Source organism: Kitasatospora sp. NPDC038210, assembly GCF_055600605.1.
The window spans coordinates 21,305-36,804 of record NZ_JBVJYK010000007.1 but is presented as its reverse complement, the minus strand read 5'-3'; the positions used below and the strand labels follow the sequence as shown (position 1 = coordinate 36,804).

Annotated in this window: 15 protein-coding genes; 8 read left to right on the top strand and 7 right to left on the bottom strand. The window is 73.4% G+C overall.

The features are described from left to right. Positions 1–42 precede the first annotated feature (42 nt). From ACZ7KX_RS16375 to ACZ7KX_RS16365, 3 genes are all read right to left on the bottom strand, one after another. Positions 43–498: a MarR family winged helix-turn-helix transcriptional regulator gene (locus ACZ7KX_RS16375; RefSeq protein ID WP_350524797.1), complete on the bottom strand. Its 456-nt coding sequence runs from the start codon at positions 496–498 to the stop codon at positions 43–45. 151 nt (positions 499–649) lie between these two features. Then, the gene (locus tag ACZ7KX_RS16370; RefSeq protein WP_350524798.1) at positions 650–1,066 is read right to left on the bottom strand and encodes a DUF3037 domain-containing protein; all 417 of its coding nucleotides are present in this window, start codon (positions 1,064–1,066) and stop codon (positions 650–652) included. Further along, positions 1,063–1,818, bottom strand: coding sequence for a HipA family kinase (locus ACZ7KX_RS16365; RefSeq protein WP_470326993.1), 756 nt, complete (start codon positions 1,816–1,818; stop codon positions 1,063–1,065). The genes ACZ7KX_RS16370 and ACZ7KX_RS16365 overlap by 4 nt, the downstream gene beginning before the upstream one ends. Positions 1,819–1,981: 163 nt before the next feature. On the opposite strand from ACZ7KX_RS16365, the gene ACZ7KX_RS16360 reads away from it, so the two are divergent. Then, complete coding sequence (locus tag ACZ7KX_RS16360; RefSeq protein WP_350524800.1) at positions 1,982–3,340, top strand: NAD(P)/FAD-dependent oxidoreductase; 1,359 nt, start codon at positions 1,982–1,984, stop codon at positions 3,338–3,340. Positions 3,341–3,426: 86 nt separating this feature from the next. Here ACZ7KX_RS16360 and ACZ7KX_RS16355 read toward each other — a convergent pair whose 3' ends face one another. Together ACZ7KX_RS16355 and ACZ7KX_RS16350 are read right to left on the bottom strand one after the other, a co-directional pair. Beyond that, positions 3,427–4,629 carry a GDSL-type esterase/lipase family protein gene (locus ACZ7KX_RS16355; RefSeq protein WP_396546166.1) on the bottom strand — a complete coding sequence of 401 codons (1,203 nt, stop codon included), beginning with the start codon at positions 4,627–4,629 and terminating at the stop codon, positions 3,427–3,429. Positions 4,630–4,911: 282 nt separating this feature from the next. After that, positions 4,912–6,249, bottom strand: coding sequence for an aminotransferase class I/II-fold pyridoxal phosphate-dependent enzyme (locus ACZ7KX_RS16350; protein ID WP_470326992.1), 1,338 nt, complete (start codon positions 6,247–6,249; stop codon positions 4,912–4,914). Positions 6,250–6,283: 34 nt separating this feature from the next. Here ACZ7KX_RS16350 and ACZ7KX_RS16345 point away from each other — a divergent pair, with 34 nt between their 5' ends. From ACZ7KX_RS16345 to ACZ7KX_RS16320, 6 genes are all read left to right on the top strand, one after another. Beyond that, entirely contained in the window at positions 6,284–6,955 is a 672-nt protein-coding gene (locus ACZ7KX_RS16345) for a pyridoxamine 5'-phosphate oxidase family protein (RefSeq protein WP_350524803.1), read from the top strand. A 13-nt stretch (positions 6,956–6,968) separates the two neighbouring features. After that, a complete protein-coding gene (locus ACZ7KX_RS16340; protein ID WP_470326991.1) occupies positions 6,969–7,748 on the top strand; it encodes an FMN-binding negative transcriptional regulator in 780 nt (259 codons plus the stop codon). Between the two features lie 118 nt (positions 7,749–7,866). Then, complete coding sequence (locus ACZ7KX_RS16335; RefSeq protein WP_470326990.1) at positions 7,867–9,279, top strand: sugar porter family MFS transporter; 1,413 nt, start codon at positions 7,867–7,869, stop codon at positions 9,277–9,279. A gap of 57 nt (positions 9,280–9,336) precedes the next feature. Continuing rightward, on the top strand, positions 9,337–10,038 hold the full coding sequence (locus tag ACZ7KX_RS16330; protein ID WP_470326989.1) for a dienelactone hydrolase family protein: 702 nt from the start codon (positions 9,337–9,339) through the stop codon (positions 10,036–10,038). 118 nt (positions 10,039–10,156) lie between these two features. Beyond that, positions 10,157–11,425 (top strand): MFS transporter, encoded by a 1,269-nt coding sequence (locus ACZ7KX_RS16325; RefSeq protein ID WP_470326988.1) that lies wholly within the window; start codon positions 10,157–10,159, stop codon positions 11,423–11,425. A 99-nt stretch (positions 11,426–11,524) separates the two neighbouring features. After that, a complete protein-coding gene (locus tag ACZ7KX_RS16320) occupies positions 11,525–12,055 on the top strand; it encodes an HAD domain-containing protein (RefSeq protein ID WP_470326987.1) in 531 nt (176 codons plus the stop codon). Here ACZ7KX_RS16320 and ACZ7KX_RS16315 read toward each other — a convergent pair. Together ACZ7KX_RS16315 and ACZ7KX_RS16310 are read right to left on the bottom strand one after the other, a co-directional pair. Next, on the bottom strand, positions 12,033–12,821 hold the full coding sequence (locus ACZ7KX_RS16315; RefSeq protein ID WP_470326986.1) for a CPBP family intramembrane glutamic endopeptidase: 789 nt from the start codon (positions 12,819–12,821) through the stop codon (positions 12,033–12,035). The genes ACZ7KX_RS16320 and ACZ7KX_RS16315 overlap by 23 nt on opposite strands. A 174-nt stretch (positions 12,822–12,995) precedes the next feature. Beyond that, on the bottom strand, positions 12,996–14,501 hold the full coding sequence (locus ACZ7KX_RS16310) for a glutamate-cysteine ligase family protein (protein ID WP_470326985.1): 1,506 nt from the start codon (positions 14,499–14,501) through the stop codon (positions 12,996–12,998). Positions 14,502–14,883: 382 nt separating this feature from the next. Here ACZ7KX_RS16310 and ACZ7KX_RS16305 point away from each other — a divergent pair, with 382 nt between their 5' ends. Further along, on the top strand, positions 14,884–15,456 hold the full coding sequence (locus ACZ7KX_RS16305; protein ID WP_350526584.1) for a hypothetical protein: 573 nt from the start codon (positions 14,884–14,886) through the stop codon (positions 15,454–15,456). The last annotated feature ends 44 nt before the right edge of the window (positions 15,457–15,500 follow it).

Genomic DNA, 15,500 nt, shown 5'->3' with positions numbered 1-15,500 from the left:
GGCACTCCGGCACCGGCAGGAACGGCGCTGGCGGCGCGGGACCTACTGCGCGCCGCCCGTCCGGCCGGCCAGCACCGGCAGGACCTGCGAGCAGATCGAGTGCAGGGCGATCCGCTGCTCGTCGGTCATCTCCTGGAAGGCCTGGTGCGTACGGGCCATCTCGCCGCGGATGCGGGCCAGGATCTCCCGCCCCTCGTCCGTGATCACCACGATCTTCACCCGGCGGTCACCGGCCGCCGCCGCCCGGTTGGCCAGGCCCAGCGACTCCAGCCGGTCCACGATCCCGGTGACGTTCGACGCGTCGCAGCCCAGCCGCCCGGCCAGCGCGCGCATCGGCACCGGCTCCTGCACCGCACCCAGTGCCTTGGCCTGCGAGGAGGAGAGCCCGTGCCGGGCCGCGGCCGCCGCGAAGTCCTGGAAGTAGGCGGCACCGACGGCGGCCAACACCTCCATCAGCTCGGCGTTGGTCGGTACGGTCGTCGTCGCTGTCGAACCCATGGGGTCAGGGTACGACCAGGTGCTTCAGCAACTCAAGCTTTGACCAGGGCAACCGTCCGCGAGCCGGCTCACGCCGCCGCCCGTCGGCCCCCCGGTCCTGCCCGTCGGGCAGGCCGGCCCCGCCCGCCGGGCAGGCGCGCAGCAGCGCCGCTCAGAGCACCAGCTGGTCGAACAGCCGCCGCAGCTCCGCGTCCGGGTTCGCGGTCAGCCCCGTGTGCACCGGCCCCGGCTGGACGATCGCACTGCGCGGCGCGGTCAGCCAGCGGAACCGCTGCCCCGGGCTGTCCCCCGCCGCCGGACCGGCCTGCGGCCCGCCCAGGCAGACCGCCTCGATGCCGTGCAGCGCCCGCCGCACGCCCTGCACGTCCGCCACCGGGTCCAGCGCCAGCAGCCGCGCCTGGTCCAGGTGGGTGCGCGCCGCCAGGTGCGAACTCTGCCGGCAGTACAGCAGCACCCCCACGTTCACGCACTCGCCCCGCTCCACCCGCGGCACCGCGCGGATCACGGCGTACTCGTAGTCGTGCAACTCGACGATGGCCGGCAGCGCGGACGTCGACGACCCGGTCATGCGGGCACCTCCGGGAGCCAGTCACGCGGACCGGCCAGTCGCTCGGTCAGCTGGGCGCGGTACGCGGCGCGCACCTCGTCGGGCGAGTCGAAGCCGAACTCGTCCGTCAGCCAGGTCTCGGGGATCTCCGCGACGGCCGCCTCGATCGCCGCCTCCGCGAGCGGCGCGAGCGCCTTGTCCGCCGCCTCCAGATCCGGCCGGGCGCCCAGCAGCGCATGGTCGGACGCGTCGTACGGGCGGCGCACCCAGGCGGCGGCGCCGGGCCAGTTGTGGTGGAAGATCAGGCTCGCGCCGTGGTCGATCAGCCGCAGCCCGCCGGTCGCCACCAGCAGGTTGGGGTTGCGCCAGGACCGGTCCACATTGCCGATCAGCGCGTCGAACCAGAGCACCTGGCCCGCGAGTTCCGGATCCACCTCGAAGCAGAGCGGATCGAAGTTGAGCGCACCGCTGACGAAGGCCATCCCGAGGTTGGTCCCGCCGCTGGCCCGCATCTGGTCCTGGATCTGGTGGTCCGGCTCACTGCGCGCGAGCACCGGGTCCAGGTCGACGGTCACCAGCTCCGGCACCGGCAGCCCCAGCCGCCGCCCCAGCTCCCCGGCGAGCACCTCCGCGACCAGCGCCTTGCGCCCCTGCGCCGCACCGACCCATTTCAGCGCGTAGAGCCGCCGATCATCGGCCTCGACCAGGCCCGGCATCGAGCCGCCTTCTCGCAGTGGCGTCACGTACCGGATCGCCGTCACCTCGGGTAGCACGCCTCCCACCCTATCGGTGCCACCACCCCCGCACCCGCCGCCCCCAGCCGCACGGCCCCTCCCACCCCACCTCCCCCGTCCACCCCACCCCAGTGGCAGCCCCCGCTGCTCCGTGCGAGTGTGGCGGACAGTAACGGGGACCTTCACGGCAAAGGGATGAGCGATGGAACGACCTCGGATCCTGATCGTGGGCGGTGGCTTCGCCGGCCTGGAGTGCGCCCGCCGTCTCGAACACAAGCTGTCACCGTCGGAGGCCGAGATCTCGCTGGTCACGCCGTTCAGCTACCAGCTCTACCTCCCCCTCCTCCCCCATGTCGCCGCCGGCGTCCTCACCCCGCAGTCCGTGGCCGTCTCCCTGCGCCGTTCGCTGCGCCGCACCCACATCGTCCCCGGCGGCGCCATCGGCGTGGACCCGGCCTCCAAGGTGTGCGTCGTCCGCAAGATCACCGACGAGGTGATCGCGCAGCGGTACGACATCCTGGTGCTCGCCCCGGGCAGCGTCACCCGCACCTTCGACATCCCCGGCCTGACCGACTACGCCCGCGGCATGAAGACGCTCGCCGAGGCGGCCTACGTCCGCGACCACGTGATCGCCCAACTCGACCTCGCCTCGACCTCCCTGGACCAGCGGGAGCGCGAGTCCCGACTGCAGTTCGTGGTCGTCGGCGGCGGCTACGCGGGCACCGAGACGGCCGCCTGCCTGCAGCGTCTGACCACCGCGGCCTCGCACCGCTACCCGCGGCTGGACGCCCGGCAGATCAAGTGGCACCTGATCGACATCGCTCCGAAGCTGATGCCCGAGCTCGGCGACCCGCTCGGCGAGGCCGCCCTGGAGGTGCTGCGGGCGCGCGGCATCGAGGTGTCACTGGGTGTGTCGGTGGCCGAGGTCGGCGCCGAGTCGGTCAAGTTCACCGACGGACGGGTGCTCCCCTGCCGGACGCTGATCTGGACCGCCGGCGTGGCCGCGAGCCCGCTGATCGGCACCCTGGACGCCGAGACCGTCCGCGGACGGCTGGCGGTGACGGCGGAGATGCGGGTGCCGCAGTTCGAGGGCGTGTTCGCGCTCGGTGACGCCGCCGCCGTTCCCGACCTCGCGAAGGGCGACGGCGCGGTCTGCCCGCCGACCGCCCAGCACTCCGCCCGCCAGGGCCGCGTGGTGGCGAACAACGTGATCGCCTCGCTCCGCAACCAGCCCCTGGAGCCTTACTACCACAAGGACCTGGGCCTGGTGGTGGACCTCGGCGGCAAGGACGCGGTCTCCAAGCCCCTCGGGGTGGAGCTGCGCGGCGTACCGGCCCAACTGGTGGCGCGCGGTTACCACTTGATGGCGATGCGCACCAATGTGGCCAAGTTCCGGGTGGGTGCCAACTGGCTGCTCAACGCGACCGCCGGGGACGACTTCGTCCGCACCGGATTCCTGGCCCGCCAGCCCGCCCGGCTGCGCGACTTCGAGTACACCGACGCCTATCTGACGAAGGATCAGGTACGCGCCCACGCCCAGTCCTTGCTCGCCAAGGGCTGAGCGAGCCGACGCCGGTGCCCCCGCGGTCAGGTCCGCGGGGGCACCGGAGCGGTGCGGCCGGTCAGCACGCGACCGGCGCGCTGCGGTCAGCGCGCGGTCAGGTACATCCCGCTCGCGTCCTGCCCGGCCGTGTTGTGGCACGAGTAGTCACCGCTCGGACGGCCCCACAGCAGCGTCAGGCAGCGCCCGACCGCCTGCTGGCCGTAGTAGTTGGGGTGCATCGACTCCTGCAGCGCGCCCTGCGTGGAGTTGAGCCCGCCGTCCAGGAAGCGCGCCCACTCGCTGGTGGTCGCGGACGGGCCGGAGCTCGCGGTCGGCTGCTTGGTGGCCGTCGAGCAGACCTCGCGGCCCTGCAGCATGTCCGACAGGTCCAGGAACTGCGCGCCCTTGGACGCGGCGACGCCCGCCAGCGCCTGGGAGATCTGCGGCACCATCGAGTCGCGGGCCCAGTCGGCGTCCCCGTCCCAGAACGGGCAGCCACCGGTGTTGGATCGGGTCCATCCGCTCTCCGGGTACCGCATCTCGGCGCTGCGCGGGATCGGCGACGGGTAGGACTGCAGCACCAGCCGGTAGTCCGACTGCGCGTAGCCCGCACCCGCCATCACGGCGCGGATCTCGTCGATCGCCTTGCCGACGCCGGCCATCGCGGTGGGCATCTTGTCGTCGATCTGGGACTGCGCGGAATCGTGGCAGTACGAGTACCAGATCAGGTAGTCCTGGACGCAGCTGGAGATGACGTCCGCGAAGCCCAGGTCGTTGCCGCCGATCGACAGGGTGATCAGCTTGACGTTGTTCTGCCGTGCCACGGTGGCGAGTTGGTCGGCCTGCGGGGCCTCGCCCTTGTACGACTGGCCGCCGTTGGAGGCACGGAAGACGTTGTCGGTGACGGCGCCGGAACAGGCCAGGTTGATCTCGTTCTGGGCGCCGGTCGAGGCGCTGAGCACCTCGGCGACGTCGGAACGGTCGCAGCCGCTGGACGCCGTGGCGCCGTAGACCCGCGAGGGGTCGTACGAACTGCCGGTCCAGGCACGGTCGGAGCCGTTGCGACTGCCGCTGGTGCCGGCGGAGTTGCCCTTCCAGCGACCGGCCTCGCCGGAGATGTAGCTGTCGCCGAGCGTGACGCTGGCGGTGGGCCCGGAGGGCACGGCGGTCAGCGCGGACGGGGCGGCGTAGGCCGGTGCGGCGACGGCCAGGCCTGCGACGGCGAGCGGGAGGGCGAGGGCTGCGGTGAGCAGCCGTCGGCCGAGTCGAGGCGTGCTGCGGGTGATGCTCGAACGGATTTCGGGCACTGCGGAACTCCTGCGGCTCGGTCTCCCCGTGGCATGGGGAACGGGAAGACGCGTAAGTGAGGGTGGGCCGCCGGCCGGTGGCGCGATGAAGATGACATGCCCTCTCCCGTTACCGCTAGGTATCTGCAGCAGGTTTCCGCTTTTGTTACCGGCGGGTTCAGACCAGACCGGCAACGACGTCCGGATGCCGCCTGCGATTCACACCCGCCGCACCCACCCCGCCCGTCCCACGGACCGCCCCTCCGACGACCCCTCCGACCGCCCTCCGCGCCACGCCGACGGTCACACCAGCCGCGAGCCGCCCCCGCCCGTCCCCAGCACCGCCGCCAGGTCCTCCGCCAGGCCCCTGGCCTGCGCCGCTTCCAGCCGGGCCGTCGTGAAGCGCAGCCCGGGCGGCGACTGGATCCGGTACCGCGCGCCGGGCGCCGCGACCCATCCGCGCTGCACCAGCGCCGCCAGCGCCGAGGTCTCGTCCGGCACCGGCACCCAGACGTTCAGCCCGCTCTGCCCGTGCGCCTCGATCCCGCGCGCCGCCAGCTCGTCCAGCAGCACGTCCCGCCGGGCCCGGTAGGTCGCGGCCACCCGCGCGACCGGCGCGGCGTCGGTGCGCCACAGTTCGGCCACGGTGCGCTGCAGCAGGTGGCTGACCCAGCCGGCGCCCAGCCGCAGCCGCCCGACGACCCGTCCGATCGTCTCCGCGTCGCCGACCGCCACCGACACCCGCAGGTCCGGCCCGTACGCCTTGGCCGCCGAGCGGACCACCGCCCAGTGCCGCGAGCCGAAGCCGGCCAGCGGGTGGTACGGCTGGTCGACCATGCCGTGCCCGTGGTCGTCCTCGATCAGCAGCACTCCCGGGTGCCCGGCCAGGACGGCCCTCAGCTCCTCGGCCCGGCGGGCGGTGAGCGCCGCGCCGGTCGGGTTCTGCGCCCGGCTGGTGACCACCACCGCCCGGGCGCCCTCGGCCAGCGCCGCCGCGAGCGCGTCGGGCAGCGGACCTTCGTCGTCCAGCCGGACGGGCAGGTGCTTCAGTCCCATCGCGGGCAGCAGGTCGAGCAGGCTCCCCCAGCCCGGGTCCTCGACGGCCACCGCGTCGCCGGGGCGCAGCCGGGCGCCGAGGATGCGCTCGATGGTGTCGAGCGAGCCGGAGGCGACGGCGATCGGGCCGCCGGGCAGGCCGTCGGCCTCGAAGGAGGCGCGGGCGAGCGCGAGCAACTGCGGGTCGGCGGCCGGGTGTCCGTACAGGACCGGTTCGGCGCGCGCGGCCTCGGCGGCGGCCGCGAGGGCGGGGCCGAGGTCGGGCAGCAGCGCCGGGTCGGGGTTGCCGGTGGACAGGTCCCGCGCGTGCGGCGGGACGGGGATGCGGATCTGGTCCCGCGGGGTGAGGGCGGGCCTGGGGAGGATCCGGCTGCCCTTGCGGCCGGCCGTCTCGATCACGCCGCGGTCGCGCAGCAGTCGGTAGGCGGCGGCGACGGTGTTGGCGTTGACGCCCAGTTCGGCGGCGAGGTCGCGCAGCGGGGGCAGCGCGGTTCCGGGGGCGAGCAGTCCGCTGCTCACGCCCTGCTCGATGTGCGCCGCGATTTCGCTGGCGCGTCGCCCTTTCAGCGGATAGTCTCCTAGCACAAACAAAATTATGCACTAGTACATAGAGGTTGTCATGTCAGACAGCACGGAAGGCTCGCCGACCTACTCCCGCACCCCCAGGACCACCCCCACCCGCTACAAGGACCGGGCCACCTGGGAACAGGAGGCGATCCACGCCATCCTCGACAGCGCCTACATCTGCCACCTCGGCTTCGTCGCCGACGGCGCGCCCGTGGTCCTGCCGACGATCTACGCCCGGGTCGGCAGCCGGCTCTACGTCCACGGCTCGACCGGCAGCCGTCCGATGCGCGGCGCCTCCGGCGAGCAGGGCATGCCGGTCTGCGTCACCGTCACCCAGGTGGACGCGCTGGTGCTGACCAAGTCCGCGTTCAACCACTCGGTGAACTTCCGCTCGGTCGTCGCCCACGGCACCGCCCACCAGGTCACCGACCCCGAGGAGCTGGACGTCGCACTGGCCGCCCTGGTCGACCACGCGATCCCCGGCCGTTCCGCCGAGGTCCGCCCGGCCAACGCGAAGGAGCTCGCCGCGACCGCCGTCCTGCGGCTGGAGCTGGACGAGGTCTCGGCCAAGACCCGCGACGACGACGCCGGCGACGACCCGGCGGACGTTGACCTCCCGTACTGGTCCGGCCTGATACCGGTCACCACCGTGCACGGCACGCCCGTTCCGCACGACGACCGCACCATCCCGCTCCCCGCGCACCTGCGCGGCTACCCCCGCTGACGAGGAACACCCGATGCTGATCAGGTCCTGGGACCGCGGCGACGAAGACGAGTGGCGCGCCTGGCTGGCCGAGGGCCGCGACTTCGGCCTGCTCGCCGCCAACGGCGGCCCGGGCGAGGGCCCGGTGCTCGTCCCGACACACTTCCTGCTGGACGCCGAACGCGGCGAGATCCTGCTCCACCTCGCCGCGCCCAACCCGCTGCTCGCCGCCGTCCGAGCCGACCCGCAGGTCACCCTCGCGGTCACCGACGGCTACGCCTTCGCCCCGGGCCACTGGCGCGGCGCCCCCGGCACACCGACCAGCTACTACGCCTCGGTGCACTTCCACTGCACCGCCGAGGTCGTGGAGTCCGCCGCCGGCAAGGCGGAGATCCTCAACCGCCAGCTGGCGCACTTCCAGCCCGAGACGCCGGAGGTCCGGGTGGTGCCCGGCGACGGCGAGCTGGCCCGGCAACTGCCCGGTCTGCGCGCGCTCCGGCTGACCGTGAACGAGGTGCGGGCCAAGTTCAAGTACGACGACAAGAAGGCCGCCGAGACGCAGCACGCGATGGCCGACCGGCTCGCCGAGCGGGCGGAAGGCGGCGGGCGCGGCCGCGACCAGTACGCCGCCGCCCGCGTCCAGCTGCTCCGCCGTCACCAGCGGCGCACCACCGCGCCGCGCAGCGTCGGCCCGCGCACCGCCGCAGCGCGCACCACCCCGCCGCGCACCACCGCTCCGAGCACCACCACACCGGGCACCACCGCGCCGCGCACCACCACACCGGGCACCACCACACCGGGGACCGACGACTGACTGCGCGTCACCCGTTCGGCCCCGCAAGACGGGCGGCACGGCCCCGGCACTGCTGCAATGTGACACGAGCCCTGCCCACTCCGCGTCAGAGCGGGCCCGTCCACCCCGGGGAGCGCGCGTGTCCACAGCCAACGGCCAACGGGCGGCCGGCGAGGCCCATCTAGGCCACGTGGTGTTCATCTCGGCGGCCGCCGCCATGGGCGGCTTCCTGTTCGGCTACGACAGCGCAGTGATCAACGGTGCGGTGACGGGCATCCAGAAGCACTTCGCGGTGGGTCACGGCACCACCGCCTTCGTGGTGGCGATCGCGCTGCTGGGCTCGGCGGCCGGTGCGGTGATCGCCGGCCGGCTCGCCGACCACATGGGCCGGGTGCGCACGATGCTGCTGGCCGCCGTGCTCTTCGCGGCCAGCGGCATCGGCTCGATGTTCCCGCCGAACATCGAGGTGCTCGCCATGTGGCGCGTGATCGGCGGCGTCGCGATCGGCATCGCCTCCGTGATCGCGCCCACCTACATCGCCGAGGTGGCGCCCACCGCCTACCGCGGCCGGCTCGCCTCCTTCCAGCAGATGGCGATCGTGCTCGGCATCACCGTCTCGCAGCTCGCCAACTGGGCGCTCAACCAGGCCGCCGGCGGCGAGTCCACCAACCACCTCGGCGGTATCCAGGCCTGGCAGTGGATGCTCGGCGTCGAGGCCATCCCGGCCCTGGTCTACGGGCTGATGGCGCTCGCCATCCCGGAGTCGCCGCGCTTCCTGATCGCCGACCACCGCGAGGAGCAGGCCCGCAAGGTGCTGGTCGAGGTCGAGGGCGAGGGCGTCGACCTCGACTTCCGGGTGACCGAGATCCGCGCGGTGCTGGAGTCCGCCCACAAGCCGCGACTCAAGGACCTGCTCGGCGGCCGCTTCGGCCTGCTGCCGATCGTCTGGGTCGGCATCGGCGCCTCGGTGTTCCAGCAGTTCGTCGGCATCAACGTGATCTTCTACTACTCCTCCCTGCTCTGGCAGTCGGTCGGCATCAACGAGGCCAACTCGCTGCTGATCAGCCTCTCCACCTCGATCGTCAACGTGATCGGCACGGTGGTCGCGATGGTGCTGGTGGACCGGATCGGCCGCAAACCGCTCGCGCTGGCCGGCTCGGTCGGGATGGCCGCCTCGCTCGGCACCGCCGCCTGGGCGTTCTCCTACCGGCACGGCACCGGCGACAGCGCCACGCTGGACAACACCCACGCCGTCGTCGCCCTGGTCGCGGCGCACGTCTTCGTGTTCTGCTTCGCCTTCTCCTGGGGCGTCGTGGTCTGGGTCCTGCTCGGCGAGATGTTCCCGAACCGGATCCGCGCGCTCGCGCTGTCCGTCGCCGCCTCGGCCCAGTGGATCGCCAACTGGGCGATCACCGTCAGCTTCCCGGACCTCGCCGACTGGAACCTCTCGGCGACGTACGTCATCTACGCGTGTTTCGCGCTGCTCTCCATCCCGTTCGTGGCCTTCTGCATCAAGGAGACCAAGGGCCGCGCCCTGGAGGAGATGGGCTGACCCGTCCCGCCCCACCGAATCCCCGCCGCACGCGGCCCGACCCAGCGAGAGGAAGCCATGTCCGACCAGGACGGCTCCCGGCAGAACGTCACCTTCCCGAGCAACGGCCGCACGGCGCACGGGTACCTGGCCCGCCCTCCGCTGGGCGCCGGGCCGGGCCTGGTGGTGGTGCAGGAGTGGTGGGGGCTCACCTCGCACGTCGCCACCATGGCCGACCGCTTCGCCGCCGAGGGGTTCACCGTCCTCGCCCCCGACCTCTTCGGCGGCGCGACCACCCACGACAGCGCCGAGGCGGCCCGGCTCAAGCGCGAACTCCCGGTCGAGCGGGCCGTCGAGGACCTCTCCGGGGCGGTCGACCACCTGCTCTCGCTGGACGGCGTGGTCGGCGACGCCGTCGGGGTGGTCGGATTCTGCATGGGCGGCGGCTTCGCCCTGCTGCTGGCATCCCGGGCCGGTGACCGGGTGGCCGCCGCGGTGCCCTTCTACGGCCTCCCGCCCGACCCGGACTTCGACTACCGCGGCCTGACCGCCCACGTCCTCGGCCACTTCGGCGAGTCGGACCGCTCGGTCCCGATGGCCGCCGTGGACGAGGCCGCGATCCGGATCGGCGAGGCCACCGACATCCGCCCCGAGATCCACTTCTACCCGGCCGGGCACGCCTTCATGAACGACGAGAACCCGCTCGGCACCTACGACCCCCTCCAGGCCCGGATCGCCTGGGGCCGCACGATCACCTTCCTCCAGGGTCACCTCGGCTGATTCCGCCCCACCCCTCGCCCCGGCCGATCCCCCCGACCCTCGCCCCGGCCGACCGGGCCGTCCCGGCAGGTGCAGAAACCCGATGGACACCTGTCCGAAGTCCGGCGATAGTCGCCAGGTGCCGACCCGACCGCCACGCCCCCGCCGCTTCGCCTGGGCGAGCCGCGACTTCCGCATCCAGACCGCCGCCACCGTGATCAGCGGCCTGGGCAACGCCGGCGCCCCCATCGCCACCGCCTTCGCCGTCCTCGGCAACGGCGGCACGACCACCGAGGTCGGCTACGTCACGGCCGCCCGCCTGCTGCCGACCGTACTGCTCCTGGTGCTGGGCGGCGCCCTCGCCGACCGCATGCCGCGACACCGGATCATGGTCGCCGCCAACGTCTTCAGCGGTGCCTCCCAGACCGTGCTGGCCGCGCTGGTCCTGGTGGGAGACGCGCAACTCTGGCAGCTCCTGCTGCTCTCCGCCGCCGGCGGCGCCGGCTACGCGCTCTACTCCCCCGCCTCCGGCGGCATGATCATGCAGGCCGTCCCCCAGGAGCACGCGGCCCGCGCCTTCTCGGTCTTCCGGATGGGCCAGAGCGCCGCCCAGATCGGCGGCGCCGCCCTCGGCGGAGCCCTCACCGCCGCCCTCGGCCCGGGCTGGGTGCTCGCCCTGGACGCCCTCTGCTTCCTGATCGCCGCCGTGCTGCGCTTCTTCCTGGAGCCGGAGCAGGCCCCCGCCCCCGCGGGCAGCAGCATGCTGCGCGACCTGCGGGAGGGCTGGCGGGAGTTCGTCTCCCGGCGCTGGCTCTGGGTGGTCGTCCTGCAGTTCTCCGTCCTGGTCGCCTGCGTCGGCGCGGTCGAGTCGGTCTACGGGCCCGCCATCGCCAGGGAGCGGCTCGGCGGCGCGGGCGCCTGGGGCCTGGCGATGTCCGCCTACGGCGTCGGCCTGGTCGCCACCGGCCTGCTGATGGCACGCTGGCGGCCGCGGCGGATCCTGCTGGTCGGCAACTGGGGGGTGTTCCTGTTCGGCGTGCCCGCGCTGGCCCTCGCCGCCGCCGCGCCGCTGCCCCTGCTGGTCGCCGCGATGTTCCTCTCCGGCGTCGGCGTCACCGTCTTCGGCGTCAACTGGATGGTCGCGCTCCGGCAGGAGATCCCGGAGGAGATGTTCTCCCGGGTCTCCGCGTACGACGAGCTCGGCTCCTACTCGCTGGCCCCGGTCGGAACCGCACTGGCCGGCCCGGCCGCCGTGGTGCTCGGCCTGAGCGGCGCGCTCTGGACCTGCGCCGTCATCTGCCTGGTCCTCAGTGCGGCGGTCCTGCTGGAGCCGCAGGTGCGCCGGCTGACCCGCCGGGGCACCACCGACGCACCGGTGCCCGCCACCGAGCCCGTACCCGCGTCCTGAGCGCCCCGTGCGCCGTGCGTGCGCCCACCCGGTCGCAACCGGTGGGACGGACGGGTCGTCCGAGCGGGTAGGAGACACGACTGCCCTGGGGGCCCACCGGTGCCGAAGCCACTGCTGTTCCTGGACGTCGACGGCGTCCTGAACCCGGTCTGCCCGCATCCGGACGCCGGGTTCGACACCCACGCCCTGTTCGGCCACGCCGTGCTGCTGTCCACCCGGCACGGCGCGTGGCTGCGCGAACTCGCCGGCACGTACGAGCTGGTCTGGGCCACCACCTGGGAGGACCACGCCAACACCCACATCGCCCCGGTGATCGGGCTCGACCCGCTCCCGGTGGTCCGCTTCAGCGGCTACGTCCCGCAGCCCGGCGACCCGCGCGTCCCGCTGATGGAGCTGTTCTCGGCCGCCAAGTGGGCCCCGCTGCTGCGCTACGCCGGGAGCCGCCCGTTCGCCTGGGTGGACGACGTCATCCCGTCCCGGCTGGTCCGCCGGTCCCGCTGGCGCCGCGGGCGCCTGCTGCTGCCGATCGACCCCGGCCGGGGCCTGGAACGCCGGCACGTCGACCGGCTGCTCGCCCGGCCGCCGCGCGGCCGGGCGAGCAGGGCGCTCAGGGGGTCGGCAGCCAGCTGACGTGCCCGGCGAGCAGCGCGTACCCGACGAAGGCCACGGTGTCGATCAGCGCGTGCGCCACCACCAGCGGCATCACCCGCCCCCAGCGCCGGTACAGCAGGCAGAACACCGCCCCCATCACCATGTTGCCGACCAGCCCGCCGACCCCCTGGTACAGGTGGTACGAGCCGCGCAGCACCGAACTCGCCACCACCGCAGCCGGCCAGGACCAGCCCAGCTGCCCCAACCGGCGCAGCAGGTAGCCGAGGACGACGACCTCCTCCAGGATGGCGTTCTGCCAGGCCGACAGCACCAGCACCGGCACCCGCCACCAGACGTCCGGCAGCCCCGAGGGCGCCACCGTCAGGTTGTACCCGGCCGCCTGCGAGGCCAGGTACAGCGCCAGCCCCGAACCGCCGATCGCCGCGGCGACGGCCGCGCCCCGGCCGAGGTCGCGCAGCTTCTGCCCGAGGTCGAAGCCCAGCACCCGCAGCGTGACACCCTCGCGCACCAGCAGGTACCCGACCAGCACCACCGGCATCAGGCCGCGCCCGATGTAGTACAGCTGCCACACCAGGTCCAGCCAGGGCCGGCCGGGCGCCCGCGACCCGTTCAGCGTGGCGACCTGCTGGCCGAGCTTGATCGGTTCGGCGAGCGAGCCGGCGAAACTGATCAGCGCGCTGATCCCGCTGGCCCCGAGCGAGAGGCCGAGGACGATCAGCAGCTCCGCCCCGAGCAGGCGGCGGGTGGGCTGCTCGGTCTCCGGCGCGGTCGGGCGGGTCGTCACGGGCGCTCCAGCGGACGGGCGGTCGCTCCGGCCGTCGGCCGACCGCCGGAGCGATCATCCTGACACAGCGGCCCGGTCGGCCGACCGGCCAGGTGCGCCTCCGTCACCGGCTCCGCCTACACACCGGGTGCGCACCGGCAGGCGGGTGTGCTCCGGCGGCCCGGTGCGCTCCGGCTAGCCGACCGGCCAGGTGTGGACCGGCTCCCCGCCGCGCATGTACTCGGCGTAGCGCCGGGTCATCGCGGCGAGCGCCGTCGGCCGGTCCATCCCGTACTGCTCGCGCAGCCGGTGGAAGGTCGCGCTCTGCCAGGCCGCGCCGTTGGTGCGGCGCAGGCAGCGCTGCTCGATGATGCCCAGGTAGCGGTCGCGGTCGGCGGGCTCCACGCCCCACTCGTCAAGGCCCTGGTGGGCCATCGGCAGCAGCTCGCCCAGCACGAGGTCGACCGCGGACACCGTCTGCAGCCCGCCCCCGCGCCCGGCCCGTCCGGGGCGCGGCCACTGGAACACCGCGTCGATGCCGTACCGGGCGCCCTGCCGGAAGTTCTCGTCCGCCCGCTCGAACGGCAGCCGGGTCCAGACCGGCCGGGGCTGCTCGGCGAGCACCCGCACCAACCCGTAGTAGAAGGCGGCGTTGGCCAGCGTGTCGGCCACCGTCGGCCCGGCCGGCAGCGCCCGGTTCTCCACCCGCAGGTGCGCCACCCCGCCCGAGACGTCGTAGATCGGCCGGTTCCAGCGGTAGATGGTGCCGTTGTGCAGCCGCATCTCGGCGAGCTTGGGGGCGCCGCCGGAGGCCAGCACCTTCAGCGGGTCCTCGTCGTCGCAGATCGGCAGCAGCGCGGGGAAGTACCGCAGGTTCTCCTCGAACAGGTCGTACGCCGAGTCCACCCAGCGCTCGCCGAACCAGGTGATGGGGCGCACGCCCTGCGCCTTGAGCTCGGCCGAACGGGTGTCGCAGGCCTGCTGGAAGAGCACCGGCCGGGTCTCCCGCCACAGCTCCCGCCCGAACAGGAAGGGGGAGTTCGCGCCGATCGCGAGCTGCGGCCCGCAGAGCGCCTGGGCCGCGTTCCACACCGAGGAGAACCGCTCGGGGGTCACCTGCAGGTGCAGCTGCAGGGAGGTCGCGGCGGCCTCGGCGACCATGGTGATGGACTCCAGCTGGAGGTGCTCCACGCCCTCGATGTCGAGCGTGATCTCCTCTCCCCGCGCGGCCAGGATCTGGTCGCTGAGCAGGCTGTACCGCTGGTTGTGGCTCATCGCGTCGAGCCCGGTGTGGGCGTGCTCCAGGGTCGGCAGGATGCCCACCATGACGATCCGGGCGCCCGCCTCGGCGGCCCGCCGGTCGGCGTAGCGCAGCCCGGTGTCGATCTCCTCGCGCAGCTCCTCGAAGACGTGGCCGCAGAGCCGGTGCGGCGTGATGTTGACCTCGATGTTGAACCTGCCCAGTTCGGTCTGGAAGTCGCTGGAGCCGATCTCGCTCAGCACCTGGGCGTTGTTCATGGCCGGCAGGCCCTGCTCGTCGGCCAGGTTGAGCTCGATCTCCAGCCCCATCACGGCCCGCGGCCGGTCGAAGCGGTCCTCCCGCAGCATCCGCCCCAGTGCCTCCTGACAGGCCTGGAGCTTGCGCCGGTACAGCTGCCGGTCCGCCAGATCCGCCCGAGTCGCCACGACCTTCTCGCCCACGGTCCCCTCCTTCTGAGACACCCCGTTGAGCCACCCGGCCGACCGACCGTGGAAGCATCATGCCCACCTCGAAGATCGATACCCGAATGCTTGTACTGGCTTGCAATGCAAGGCAACTGACGGAATATCAGACCATCTGCAGACTTGCCCGGCGCCACCGCCTGTGATAAACAGATCACCCTGCGCTTCTGTTCGATGGAATTCGCACAGCCCTCCGGCCGGTCGGCTCCCGCCTCGGAACCCCTCGTCGACGGCGGCGACCGCGCCGGCACCGCGATCCTGCACAACCGGACACGGCCAGGCCCCGTCACCGATGACGCGCCGCGCCATGCCGGTATGCCGCACTCGCACGCCGATCTCGCTTGGAGAGGCGGACCCCGCCATGACTCTGCAGACCCCCCAGCCCCCGCCGAGCGCCCTGCGCGCGGTCCTGGGCGCACTCGACTCGGAGACCGCGCTGCGCCAGCCCGCCGCCGCAGCGCTGCGTCATCCGGCCGGCCCCCTGGTCCCCGCGCATCCGCTCGCGGTGCACGTCCTGGACGGCCCGCGCCCCGAACTCCCCGCCGCCCGCCGCACCGGGTGGCGCTTCCTGATCAAGGACGGCGCCGACGTGGCCGCCGCCGCCGAGGTGGTGCAGGCCGTCGAGGGCCACACCTTCTCCCACTTCACCGCCGGCCCCTACCTCGACTCCACGGTCCGGGCGCTGCGCGAGGCCTGGCAGCTCGCCCAGAGCTCCCGGATCCGCCAGCAGCCCCGGTTGCTGACCTTCCCCGGCCAGTACGCGACGGCGCTCTGGCTGCACAGCCCCGACACCGGCCCGGCCGCCGACCTGCTGATCCCGCTCGCCCCGGCCCCGCTCGGCGTCACCGCCCACCGCGCCTACCCCGCCGCCGAACTCCTGCCGCTGCTCGCCCGGGCCCCGCTCGTCAGGCCGCTGCTGCTCGGCTCCCCCTGAAGCACCCGCATCCGTACGGGCCGCCGGACCACCCGCCCGGCGGC